Here is a 12,512-nt window from a genome sequence, read left to right on the forward strand (position 1 = left end):
TCCCCCCGCAGCGCTCAAAACAAATCCTCACCGCACCACCAACCGATTCATTTTTTAACCGCTAAAGAACGCTGAAATCCGCTAAAACCAGACCACTTCCATGCCAGGTCCCCCCTCCCCCCGGTTCAATTTTAGCGTTCTTCAGCGTTTTTTAGCGGTTCTCCTTTTCCGTCATTAGTGTCCATCAGTGTCCATTAGTGTTTAAAAACAAACAACATCTCCCGCTTCCCGCGATCTCTTCCATGCGCCTGCTCACCGCCTTCCTTCTCGCCGGTCTTCTCGTTTCGTCCGCCTTCGCCGCCGACGCCTCCGCGCCGGCCGTCACCGCGCTCCGCCCCGATCCCGAACTCCGCGAGGGCACGCTCGACAACGGCCTCCGCTACATCGTCCGCCGCAACAGCGAACCACAGCACCGCGCCTCGCTCCGCCTGGTCGTCCTCGCCGGCTCGTTCCACGAAACCGCACAACAACGCGGCCTCGCCCATTTCCTCGAACACATGGCCTTCAACGGCAGCACCCACTATCCCCCGCGCACCCTGATCAAGTTTTTCCAGCGCATGGGCATGGGTTTCGGTGGCGATACCAATGCCTGGACCTCGTTCGACCACACCGCCTACCTGCTGGAACTTCCCGACACCAAACCGGAAACCCTCGCCGAAGGCCTGCGCGTCTTTGGCGACTACGCCGGCGGGCTCCTCCTCGACCCCTCCGAGATCGACCGCGAGCGCGGCGTGATCCTTTCCGAAAAACGCACCCGCGACTCCGCCGAGTACCGCGCCAGCATCGCCAGCTACGAATTTCTCTTCGCCGGCACGCTCCTGCCCCGTCGCCTCCCCATCGGAGAAGAGTCCGTCATCAAAAACGCCACCCGCGACGACTTCCTCGACCTCTACAACACCTGGTACCGCCCCGAACGCATGGCCGTCATTGCCGTCGGCGATTTCGATCCCGACGCCGTCGTCGCCGAAATCAAAAACAACAAAAACCTCGCCTCCGTCGCCGATCGCGCCCCCGCCCGCCCCGAGCCCGACATGGGCAAACTCGCCGCCGCCGACCGGCCGGGCGATGACACTGCGTCGTCCGCTGGCATCCTTGCCTCCGCCCACTATGAATCCGACGCCGGCGCCACCACCGTATCCATTAATGCAATACGTCCGTGGAATCGCGAGCCCGACTCCGTGCAAAAACGGCTCCGCGAACTCCCCCGCGATCTCGCCTCCGCCATGCTCAACCGCCGCCTCGAAATCCTCGCCAAGAAGGAAAACGCCCCCTTCAGCCAGGCCAGCGTCTCCATCGGAGAATATTTTCGTTTTATCCACAGCGCCTCGCTCCGCCTCACGACGACTCCCGACCACTGGTCCGACGCTCTCGCCACCGGCGAACAGGAACTGCGCCGCGCCCTGCAATTCGGTTTCCGTGAAAGCGAACTCCGCGAAGCCCGCGCCAACTACAAAAACGCACTCGAACAAGCCGTCAAAACCGACCCCACCCGCGACTCTCCCGACCGCGCGTCCGAACTCATCGACTCCGTTGTCGATGAAATCGTGCCGACCACTCCCGCCGACGATCTCGCCCTGCTCGGCCCCGCGCTCGACGCCATCACTCCCGAAGACTGCCACGAGGCCCTCCGGGCCGACTTCTCCACTCCGGCCGGACTCCAGGTTTTTGTTGCCGGCAACACCCGCCTCGCCGAAGCAGCCGACGATGCCTCCGCCGCCATCGTTGCCGCCTGGAAAAAATCCGCCGACAGTCCTGTCACCCCGTCCGCCGACACCGCCGCCGACGCCTTCGCCTACACCGACTTCGGCCCTGCCGGCAAAATCACCGAACGCCGTCACATCGACGACCTCGACGTCACTCTCGTCACGTTTGCCAACGGCCTCCGCCTCAATCTGAAGAAGACCGATTTCAAGACCGGTGAAATCCAGGTCCGCGCCCGCGTCGGCACCGGACGCCTCCGGCTCCCGGGCAACCAGCCCGGACTCGATTTTTACGCCGGCCTCACCTTCACCGCCGGCGGCCTCGGCAAGCACAGCACCGACGACCTGCGCTCCCTTCTCGCCGGCCGCAACGTCGGCGTCGGCTTCAATGTCGCCGACGACGCCTTCGTTTTCTCCGGCGTCACCACGCCCGCCGACCTGCTCCTCGAGCTGCAACTCCTCGCCGCCCACATCACCGATCCCGGCTACCGCCCCGAGGCCGCCCGGCTCGCGGAAAAAAACCTCGAACAGTTCTACACCCGCCTCGCCCACAGCACCTCCGGCCCGCTCCAGACCATCGTCCCGCGACTCCTCGCCAGCGGCGATCCCCGCTTCGGCCTGCCCACGCGCGCCGAGGCCAGCGACCGGACTCTCGGCGAAGTGAAAGCCTGGCTCGCCCCGCACCTCGCCAGCGGCGCGATCGAACTCGCCGTGGTCGGCGATATCGACATCGACGCCACCCTCCAGGCCGTCGCCGCCACCCTCGGCGCCCTCCCCGACCGCGCCCCGCGCCCCGCGCGCGACGCCCTCGCCGATGTCCTCCGCGTCGACGTGCCCGCCAAATCCGTCGAGGAAACGTTCACCGTTCCCTCGACCATCCCGAAAGGCATCGTCGCGCTCTGGTGGCCCACGCGCGACGCTCTCGACGCCACGCCTGCCCGCCGCCTCAACCTCCTCGCCGACATCTTTACCGACCGCCTCCGTGAAGTCGTTCGCGAAAAAATAGGCGGCGCCTACAGCCCGTATGCGGCCAGCGCCCCGAGCGATGTGTTCCCCGGTTACGGTTTCATCCTGACGAACATCACCGTCGATCCCGGCCATGCGGTGGAGATCGCCGCCGCCGTCGCCCGGATCGCGCAGGAACTTCACGACGACGGCGTCACGGACGACGAAATCACCCGCGCCCGCCTCCCCGTGCTGACGGCCCTGCGTGAATCCGCCCGCACCAACGAATACTGGCTCGGCATCGTGCTCGCCGCCGCCCAGGAGCAGCCGCAGCGCCTCGACTGGGCGCGCACCCGTTACAGCGACTACGAATCGATCACCAAGGCCGACATCGACGCCCTCGCGAAGACATACCTCGCCCCCGACCGCGCCTTCCGTTTCACCGTCCTCCCGGTGGACGAAAAGAAGTAGCCGTCCGGCATCCCCGCCGCGTAGCTACCCGCCCGCTGCCGCCGCGACCCGCGCCAGCAACGCCTTCCGGTATGCCGTGTCGCGCTTGCGATCCGTCCGCACTTCCAGCACGCGCACCCCGCCCCGGACCCTTTTCCCATAACTCCCCTCTCTCCCATAGCTCCCCTGACTCCCATCCCTCCCCTCCCCCCCCCCCGACCCCGCCAGCCCCGCGGCCAGCTCCGCGAAGTGCGCACCGTCGCGCACCGCCACATGCTCCACACCGTAGGCTGCGCACAGCGTGGCAAAATCCACCCGCTGCGGCGTCGCCCAGTATTCCTCGAACGGCGGATCGAATTGCGCCACCGGCAGGTGCTCGAAAATCCCCCCGCCGTTGTTGTTGATCAGCACGATCGTCAACGAACCGCGCAACCGCCCCGCCGACAGGAACCCGTTCGTGTCGTGCAGCAACGCCAGATCGCCCGTCAGCAGCACCACGGGACGATCCTCCTGCCCGTGCGCCACGCCCAGCGCCGTCGAAAGCGTGCCATCGATGCCGTTGGCGCCCCGGCTCGCCAGCACCCGGGGCCCGCGCGAGCGCACCGGCGCGAAATATTCCAGATCGCGCACCGGCATGCTGCTCGCCACGAACAGGCACGCTTCGGCCGGCAGCCGCTTCGCCAGCAGCCGCACGTACGCGCCCTCGAATCCCGCCGCCGCAGCCCCGGTCATCCCGGCGTCCAGAACCTCCTGGGCTCGCGCTTCCGCCTTCATCCAGGCGTCGAGCCAGCCGGCATGTTCTCCCGCCTTCGAAACGGAAACCCGCTGAAAATCCTGCGGCGCCACCCGCACCCGGCGGGTCCGCACGTGCAGGCCGTCCCGGTTTCCCCGGTGGGTGGTCAAGTGGATCATCGGAGCATTCACCTCCGCCAGCCACGCCCGCAACACCTTGCTCGTCGGCAACTCGCCCGCCAGCAACACGGCCTCGGGACGCAGCGCGCGCGCCAGGGTTTTATCGCGCAGGATCGCATCGTAGGCGGCGACGGTCGCGACGCCCTCCTGTCCGCCAAAACGCGCCTCCGCCAACGCATCCGCCAGCACCGGCCAGCCCAGCGCGCCGGCCAGGCGGTTGATTTCAAGAGCCCCGCCCCCCCCCGCGCCCGCCACGATGATGCCCTTCGCCCGGCAAAAATCCGGCGGCAGAGCCGGGCTGGCCGGAAACTCCGCCCGGGGGGCCGGCGGCGTTTCGAAAAACGCCTCGTCCACGACCCCGCCCGTCCGCACCGCCGCCACCGCTTCCGCCGCGCTCCCGCCCTCCGGCACGGGCGGCAGCGGGTCGCGGAAGGGAGCGTTCAGGTGCGCCACGCCGCCCGCCCTCGCCCGGTCCACCGCATGCGACACCGTCTGGCGCAGATAGGCCAGCAACTCCGGCCGCGCCTCCGGCACCGCCAGTTCGTGATAAAACGTCACAAACCCGCCGAACAGTTTTTGCTGGTCGATGGTCTGGCCCGACGCGCAATCGCGCATTTCCGGCGGCCGGTCCGCCGTCACCACGATCAGGGGCGCGCCGCTCTCGTGCGCCTCGATCACGGCCGGGAAGTAGTTGGCCCCCGCCGTCCCGCTCGTGCACACGAGCAGCACCGGCTCCCCCGTCGCCTTCGCCACCCCCAGCGCAAAAAATCCCGCCGACCGTTCATCGAGCACCGGCACCGCCACAATCCGAGGATGCCGCGCCAGCGCCATCGTCAGCGGCGTGGATCGCGACCCCGGAGACACCACCGCATGCGACACCCCCCGCCGCACGAGTGTCTCCACCAGGACGCTGCACCAGAGGCTGTTGGTATTCCGGAAATCGATGTCGGTCATAAACGCGAGCCGTCCACCCTACAACCCGGCCCGCCCGGCTCAACCCGCAACTCTTCCCGGAATGAATCGCAACAAAACGCCAACAACAACTCGCCACCCCTCGCCCGACTCCTCAAATACTCTCCAAACTTTTTTCAAAACCGCCCAACCATGCTCATCCATCGCGGCTCCTCCGCCCTCTCCGGCTTCCGCCTCCAGAAACTCCAGCAGGATCTCGTTGCCGCCGGTGTCCCCGTCGCCCGCATCGCCGCGCGCTTTGTCCACGTGGCCGAACTCGCCGACGGCTCCGACACGCTCCCCCCCGACCAGCAGGCCCTCTTCGAAAAACTCCTCACCTACGGCCCGCGGTCCGACTCCGCCCAGGCCGCCGCTTCGGCCTTCAGCCTTCAGCCCCCGGCCCTTTCCCTCGTCGTCGCCCCCCGCCCCGGCACCATCTCCCCCTGGTCCAGCAAGGCCACCGACATTGCCCACATCTGCGGCCTCGCCGCCGTCAAACGCATCGAGCGCGTCATCGCCTGGTCCGTCGAAATCGACAACGCGGCCTTGCAACCCCCGCTCCACGTCCTCCCCGCCGACAAGCTCGACCTCCTCCGCGCCCGTCTCCACGACCGCATGACGCAGGCCGTCTTCACCCGCATCGACGAACTCGCCGTCCTCTTCCGCCACGAACAACCCCGCCCGGTCAAGACCGTCCCTGTCCTGAAGGAAGGCCGCGCCGCCCTCGTCACCGCCAACCGCACCCTCGGCCTCGCCCTCGCCGACGACGAGATCGACTACCTCGTCAACGCCTTCGGGACCCTCGGCCGCGACCCCAACGACATCGAGCTCATGATGTTCGCGCAGGCCAATTCCGAGCACTGCCGCCACAAGATCTTCAACGCCACCTGGGAAATCGACGGCGCCCCCCGCGACCGCTCGCTTTTCCAGATGATCCGCAACACCCACGAGTTGCACAGCGCCGGCATCCTCTCCGCCTACAAGGACAACGCCGCCGTCTTCGAGGGCACCCGCGGCGGCCGCTTCTACCCCGATCCCGCTACCGGCGACTACGCCGCGCACGAGCAGGACATCCCCATCCTCTGCAAGGTCGAGACACACAACCATCCCACCGCCATCTCCCCCTTCCCCGGCGCCGCCACCGGCTCCGGCGGCGAGATCCGCGACGAAGGCGCCACCGGCCGCGGCTCCCGCCCCAAGGCAGGCCTCACCGGCTTCACCGTATCCAATCTCCGCATACCCGGCGCCCTCCAGCCCTGGGAGCAGACCGACAACGGCAAACCCGACCGCATCGTCAGCGCGCTCGACATCATGATCGAAGGCCCGCTCGGCGGCGCCGCCTTCAACAACGAATTCGGCCGCCCCGCCATCAACGGCTACTTCCGCACCTACGAAGCCGCCGTGCCGGCGGCTTCGCCAATGTCGACTCAAGTCGACTTATATCGACTCAAGTCGCCCGCTGTTGCGGAGCTCCGCGGCTACCACAAGCCGATCATGCTGGCCGGCGGTCTCGGCAACATCCAGCCCGGCCACATCCGGAAAGGCGCGATCAACCCCGGCGACCACCTCATCGTCCTCGGCGGACCCGCCATGCTCATCGGCCTCGGCGGCGGCGCGGCCAGCTCCATGGCCAGCGGCTCCGGCCAGGCCGATCTCGATTTTGCCAGCGTACAGCGCGATAACCCGGAAATGCAGCGCCGTTGCCAGGAAGTCATCGACCGCTGCTGGGCGCTCGGCGACGCCAATCCCATCAGCTTCATCCACGACGTCGGCGCCGGCGGCGTCTCCAACGCCCTGCCCGAGCTCGTCAACGACGGCGGCCGCGGCGGCCGTTTCGACCTGCGCAAGATTCCCAACGACGAGCCCGGCATGTCCCCGCTCGAAATCTGGTGCAACGAATCCCAGGAACGCTACGTCCTCGCCGTCCCCGCCGACCGCATCGACACGTTTGAAAAACTCTGCGAACGCGAACGCTGCCCCTACGCCATCGTCGGCACCGCCACCGAAGAAAAACGCCTCGTGCTCGAAGATCCGCATTTCGGGAACACCCCCATCGACATGCCCCTCGAAGTGCTGCTCGGCAAACCCCCGCGCATGCACCGCCAGGAAACCACCCTCGCCCGCCCGCAATTTCCACTAAACCTCGGTGATATCACGCTCGCCAAAGCCGCCCGCCGCGTCCTCGCGCACCCGGCCGTCGCCGACAAGACCTTCCTCATTTCCATCGGCGACCGCACCGTCACCGGTCTCATCGCCCGCGATCAGATGGTCGGCCCTTGGCAGGTGCCCGTCGCCGACTGCGCCGTCACCGCCGCCGCCTACGACGTCTACACCGGCGAGGCCATGTCGATGGGCGAACGCACGCCCGTCGCCGTCAACAACGCCGCCGCCTCCGCCCGCCTGGCCGTCGGCGAAGCCCTGACCAACCTCGCCGCCGCCCGCATTGCCGACCTCGGCCGCGTCAACCTCTCCGCCAACTGGATGGCCGCCCCGGCCCACCCCGGCGACGCCGCCGACCTGTACGCCGCCGTCCACGCCGTCGGCATGGAACTCTGCCCCGCGCTCGGCATCACCATCCCCGTCGGCAAGGACTCCATGAGCATGAGTACCGTCTGGAAAGACGAAGCCACCGGCGCGCAAAAACGCGTCACCGCGCCCGTCTCGCTCATCGTTTCCGCCTTCGCTCCTGTCGCCGACATCCGCCGCACGCTCACGCCGCAGCTTCTCACCGACGCCGAAGCCGGCGGCGAGACGGAGCTGCTCCTCATCGACCTCGGCCGCGGCAAGAACCGCCTCGGCGGCAGCATCCTCGCGCAGACCCTCAGCCAGACCGGCGAAGCCACGCCCGATGTGGATGATCCCGCCGACTTGCAGGCTTTCTGGAACGCGATCCAGGCGCTCAACGCCGACGGAAAACTCCTCGCCTACCACGACCGCAGCGACGGCGGCCTCTTCGCGACGATCACCGAAATGGCCTTCGCCGGCCACACCGGCGTGGACGTCGAACTTCCCTCCTGTAGCGCGGGCTTTTTCTGCCAAACGCCCGCTTCCGACGTGGCACGGGCTTCCAGCCCGTGTGACGACGCGCAGCGTCGCCCCTTCGCGCAACTCTTCTCCGAAGAACTCGGCGCCGTCCTCCAGATCCGCACTGCCGACCGCGACGCCGTCCTCGCCCTTCTGCGCGCCCACCATCTGGACACCGCCACCGCGCGTATCGGAAAACTCAACACGACAAAAACCCTCCGTATCCGCACCGACGACGGAAAAATTGTCCTCGCCGAAGACCTCTTCGCCCTCCGTGCCATCTGGAGCGACACCACCCGCCGCATCGCGGCCCTCCGCGACAACCCGGCCTGCGCCGAGTCCGAATACCGGCTCAAGCTCGATCCGGCCAACCCCGGCCTCACGCCGAAGATCACCTTCGATCTTGCCCCTCCTTCCGCTCCCGCCCTGCTCAAGACCCGGCCTCCGGTGGCCATCCTCCGCGAGCAGGGCGTCAACGGCCAGATCGAGATGGCGGCCGCCTTCACCCGCGCCGGCTTCCGCGCGGTGGACGTCCACATGACGGATATCCTGAGCGGCCGCGTCAGCCTGCGCGATTTCCGCGGCCTCGCCGCCTGCGGCGGTTTCAGTTACGGCGACGTCCTCGGCGCCGGCGAAGGCTGGGCCAAGAGCATTCTCTTCAATCCCCGCGCCCGCGAGGAATTCGCGACCTTCTTTGCCCGCCCCGACACCTTTGCTCTCGGCGTGTGCAACGGCTGCCAGATGATGAGCAACCTCCACGAAATCGTCCCCGGCGCCGATGCCTGGCCGCGTTTTGTCCAGAACAAATCCGGACGCTTCGAAGCCCGCGTCGCCTCGCTCCTCATCGAAAAAAGCCCGAGCGTCCTCTTCGCCGGCATGGAGGGCAGCGTCATCCCCATCGCCGTCGCCCACGGCGAGGGTTATGCCGAATTCCCGACTTCCGACGCCGCCAACCTGTTCAACGACAGCGGCCTCGTCAGCGCCCGCTACGTGGACAACCACCACCGCGTCACCGAGCAATACCCGCTCAATCCCAACGGCAGCCCGCACGGCATCACGGCGATCACGACGCAGGACGGCCGCGTGACGATCCTGATGCCGCATCCCGAACGTGTTTTCCGCACCGTACAACATAGCTGGCACCCGAAGAGCTGGGGCGAGGATTCCCCCTGGATGCGCCTCTTCCGCAACGCGCGGGCGTGGGTTGGCTGAACCGGAAAGGGACACAAGCGATGGAAAAGACGCCCGTCCGCCGCACCTCCCCCGCTCCCGCTTTCCTCTCGCGCTCGACCGCCCTCGCCACCGACTACCATGTCTTTGTCGAGGCTCCCGACGCCTCTCGCCATCCCGGTCCGTGGCCCGTCGCCGTCGTCGTGGATGGCGACTACATGTTCGCTCCGCTCGTCCAGGCGGCCACAAACCTCCGCTCTTCCGCGCGCCTCCATCCCCCGTTCCCGCCTGTCCTTCTCGTCGGTGTCGGTTATGGCAAATCTTTCGGCGACCCCGCCAACCGCCGAGGACGCGACTACACGCCGACCGCTTCCGCCGAAGAACCCGGCAGCGGCGGAGCCGATGCCTTCCTCGCCCACCTCACCGGTCCGCTCTGGGCCGAGCTTGCCCGCCGTTATCCGGTGCGCAACGACCTCCGCCTCCTCGCCGGCCACTCGCTCGGCGGCCTGTTCGCGTTGCACGCGCTTTTCCAGCCCAGGCCGTTTTTCAACCGCGTGCTCGTCGGTGCCCCCTCGCTCTGGTGGGATGACCACCGCTTCCTCTCCCGGGTCGCCCGCCGCCAGCAAGAGATCCCGCTTCAGGCGCCCCGCCATCCGCCGCCCGCACCCGTTCGCCTCTTCCTCGGGATCGGCGCCGAAGACACCGAATCCATGACCGGCGATCTCGCCCGGTTCGAACGCCAGCTGGCCGAATCGCCCATTCCCGGTCTCGAAACCGTCTCGCGCACCTTTCCGCGCCACGACCACTACAACGTCCTGCCCAGGCTCTTTCACGACGGCCTGGCCGCGCTGCTGCGCTGATCCTTTCCGTCAACCCGGACAAGGACTTCCGGAGCAAACCGGAGGCATTTTCAGGCCGGCGGCAGAGGATCCCGCCTCTCCCGGCGTCCCCCGCTGCCAGGCCATCCGGAAGCCCCGGCTTGCACTGGACGGCGTTTTGCGTTGTTTTATCCGGTTTCCTCACGCCGTGTACCGCACTTTCCTGAAGACCAAACTGCACCGGGTCACGCTCACCGCTGCCGATCCCGATTACGAGGGGTCGATCTCCATCGACCGCACGCTCTGCCGCGCCGCCGGATTGCTGGAGTACGAACAGGTGGACGTGCTCGATATCAATAACGGCTCCCGTTTCACGACTTACGTGATCTACGGGGAGCCCGGACAGGTGCAGGTCAACGGCGCCGCCGCCCGGCTCGTGCGCCCGGGCGATCTGGTGATCGTGCTCGCCTATTGCCGCCTGGAAGAGGCGGAAGTCGCCACGCACAGGCCGCGCGTCGTCCTGATGGGTCCGGGCAACGTCATCGCCTCGACGGAAGACAAACCGCTCGAACTGCCCTGATACCTCCTCCCCCCCATCCCGCGCCACCCGACTCGGCTCAAATCGACTTAAGTCGAATTATGCCGCGAATCCCCCCGCAACGCGGCGACGACGCCGGAAGCGCACAAGGGTGGAGGGCGACAAAAGACTGGTTTCGGGGCCGTAAGCCGGATTTTGTGCGCCGCCGTCTCGCGACGGCGGGCGGTCGTCATTTCTCTGACGGGCTTGCGCCCGCCCCGGGTCCGGAGACCCGATGCGGCATACCCGTGACCTGAGGGCGGGCCACCCGGTCACCTATTTTGCCTTGCACCGGACGGGGTTTTTCGTGCCGCCGTCATTGCTGACGACGCGGTGGGCTCTTGCCCCACCTTTTCACCCTTGCCCCGCGCAGTTGCCTGCGGAGGCGGTTTGTTTTCTGTGACACTTTCCGTCGGTCGCGCCTTGACGCGCGCCGCCCGCACTTGCCTGCCTTGCGACAACAGCTCGTGCGGCGTCCTGCCCTGCGGTGTCCGGACTTTCCTCTCCCATGCTGCAAAGAACATCGGAGCGGCGACCTGGCCCCGAAACCAGCCGGCGAGTGCAAAAGCCGGAACGGAAAATAGCAAGGAGCAAGCCACGGGGGGATTTTTGATCCTCTAGCTTTCCCACCAGATGATCCGGCCGCACTGGTCGCAGGTCCCGAGCCGGGTTTCGTCGCGACTGCGGGCATCGGTCTCGGCCTCGCCGGAAACACGCAGATGGCAGCCATCACATTTGCCATGGCGCACGGCCACCACGGCAGGCATGAGCCGGACGGAGACACGATCGTAAACCCGCAACGCCGGTTCCGGCACCGGCTCGCGTGCGGCCGCCATCGCGCTCCGCGCAGCCGCGAGTTCGGCGGCGAGGTTCTGCTCGCGCTCGCGCAACGTGGCGATGCGCGCCTGGTGACCGGCGATATTGTTTTTCATCCCGGCCTCGGCCGCGGCAAACCGCGCCTTCGCCTCGTCGACCCGGTAAAGCAGTTCGAGCTCCTTTTCCTCCAGAGCGTCGATGTCGGCCTGCGTTTTTTCGATCTGGTGGCCGAGCGCCTGATATTCGTCGTTTTTCTTCACGAGCGATTGCTGGGTCTTGTACCTGGCCAGCGTGTTTCCGGCCGAGCCGATTTCGGTTTCGAGCAGCTTTCGTTTCGATTCGAAACCCTGCAATTCCCCCCGGGCATTCTCGATCGCGGCTTTCTCGGCGGCGATTTTTTGTTCGACCGCGGCCACATCGGCCGGAATCGCCGCCAGTTGGGCGGCGAGGGCGCGTTGCTTCGCGTCGCGGTCCTGGAGGATCAGCAATTTCTCGATGACAGCGTGAGGCATCCGCGCAGTCAGCGGAGCAAAACGCTGCGGAGCCAGCACAAATCGCCCCGGGCGCGCCCGTTCTAGATATAATACATGTCGTCGCCGCCGCGGGACACGAGTTGGTCCAGGGTGCGTTCCTTGCAAAACTCCTCGAGTTCGTCGCGTACCTCGCTCCAGGCATGCCGCACCTTGCGCCCCGACTGCCCCTCGCCGGTGGCGCTCACCTCCAGCACCTCGCCCTCGATCAGCCGCAGGATGTCGTAAAGCGAGATCTCTTTCGGAGGACGGGCCAGCGCATAACCGCCCTGTTTGCCGCGTTTGCTGGTGATCAGGCCCCCGTTGCGAAGTTCGCTCAGGATCTGCACCAGATAATTGGCCGGCACCGCCTCGACGCGGGCCAGCTGCTCGATATGGGCCAGTTCATCGCCGCCGTGGAAACGGGCGAGCTGGGCAAGGACTCGACAGGCATAATCGACTTTGACGGAGAGTTTCATGACAGGTGCCGCGGAACGTGTCATCGAATCTTCGGTTCGCAACCTGAAATACTCGAAACGCAACAATCCGGGCTGCGCATTCCTTGTTTCGGGGGGCAGCAAAAAAGGGGTTGTCGGCCCCCCGGTTTTCCGATGTGATTTTCCTTTAAATTTTTTCCATT

Annotated in this window: 7 protein-coding genes and 1 other RNA gene; 4 read left to right on the top strand and 4 right to left on the bottom strand. The window is 66.7% G+C overall.

The window, feature by feature from the left end:
* Positions 1–242: 242 nt before the first annotated feature.
* Complete coding sequence (locus tag OPIT5_30550; protein ID AHF93866.1) at positions 243–3,116, top strand: peptidase M16; 2,874 nt, start codon at positions 243–245, stop codon at positions 3,114–3,116.
* A gap of 24 nt (positions 3,117–3,140) precedes the next feature.
* Here the strand turns inward: OPIT5_30550 and OPIT5_30555 are convergent, their stop codons facing one another.
* A complete protein-coding gene (locus OPIT5_30555) occupies positions 3,141–4,961 on the bottom strand; it encodes a 2-succinyl-5-enolpyruvyl-6-hydroxy-3-cyclohexene-1-carboxylate synthase (protein ID AHF93867.1) in 1,821 nt (606 codons plus the stop codon).
* Positions 4,962–5,111: 150 nt separating this feature from the next.
* Here OPIT5_30555 and OPIT5_30560 point away from each other — a divergent pair, with 150 nt between their 5' ends.
* The 3 genes from OPIT5_30560 (at position 5,112) to OPIT5_30570 (ending at position 10,550) form a co-directional block, all read left to right on the top strand.
* The gene (locus OPIT5_30560) at positions 5,112–9,194 is read left to right on the top strand and encodes a phosphoribosylformylglycinamidine synthase (GenBank protein AHF93868.1); all 4,083 of its coding nucleotides are present in this window, start codon (positions 5,112–5,114) and stop codon (positions 9,192–9,194) included.
* A complete protein-coding gene (locus tag OPIT5_30565) occupies positions 9,182–10,012 on the top strand; it encodes an esterase (GenBank protein ID AHF93869.1) in 831 nt (276 codons plus the stop codon). Before OPIT5_30560 ends, OPIT5_30565 begins: the two co-directional genes overlap by 13 nt.
* Before the next feature lie 166 nt (positions 10,013–10,178).
* Complete coding sequence (locus OPIT5_30570) at positions 10,179–10,550, top strand: aspartate decarboxylase (GenBank protein AHF93870.1); 372 nt, start codon at positions 10,179–10,181, stop codon at positions 10,548–10,550.
* A gap of 127 nt (positions 10,551–10,677) precedes the next feature.
* Here OPIT5_30570 and OPIT5_30575 read toward each other — a convergent pair.
* The 3 genes from OPIT5_30575 to OPIT5_30585 form a co-directional block, all read right to left on the bottom strand.
* Positions 10,678–11,095, bottom strand: an RNA gene (locus OPIT5_30575) — bacterial RNase P.
* A gap of 69 nt (positions 11,096–11,164) precedes the next feature.
* The gene (locus OPIT5_30580) at positions 11,165–11,875 is read right to left on the bottom strand and encodes a Zn-ribbon protein (protein ID AHF93871.1); all 711 of its coding nucleotides are present in this window, start codon (positions 11,873–11,875) and stop codon (positions 11,165–11,167) included.
* A 62-nt stretch (positions 11,876–11,937) separates the two neighbouring features.
* Complete coding sequence (locus OPIT5_30585; protein ID AHF93872.1) at positions 11,938–12,351, bottom strand: Rrf2 family transcriptional regulator; 414 nt, start codon at positions 12,349–12,351, stop codon at positions 11,938–11,940.
* Positions 12,352–12,512 lie beyond the last annotated feature (161 nt).

Source organism: Opitutaceae bacterium TAV5 (assembly GCA_000242935.3).
Lineage (GTDB): Bacteria > Verrucomicrobiota > Verrucomicrobiia > Opitutales > Opitutaceae > Geminisphaera.

What these genes read in the sequence shown, in the direction of transcription:
- OPIT5_30550 (AHF93866.1), top strand. Translation starts at nt 243, where the DNA reads ATGCGCCTGCTCACCGCCTTCCTTCTCGCCGGTCTTCTCGTTTCGTCC.
- OPIT5_30555 (AHF93867.1), bottom strand. Translation starts at nt 4,961, where the DNA reads ATGACCGACATCGATTTCCGGAATACCAACAGCCTCTGGTGCAGCGTC.
- OPIT5_30560 (AHF93868.1), top strand. Translation starts at nt 5,112, where the DNA reads ATGCTCATCCATCGCGGCTCCTCCGCCCTCTCCGGCTTCCGCCTCCAG.
- OPIT5_30580 (AHF93871.1), bottom strand. Translation starts at nt 11,875, where the DNA reads ATGCCTCACGCTGTCATCGAGAAATTGCTGATCCTCCAGGACCGCGAC.
- OPIT5_30585 (AHF93872.1), bottom strand. Translation starts at nt 12,351, where the DNA reads ATGAAACTCTCCGTCAAAGTCGATTATGCCTGTCGAGTCCTTGCCCAG.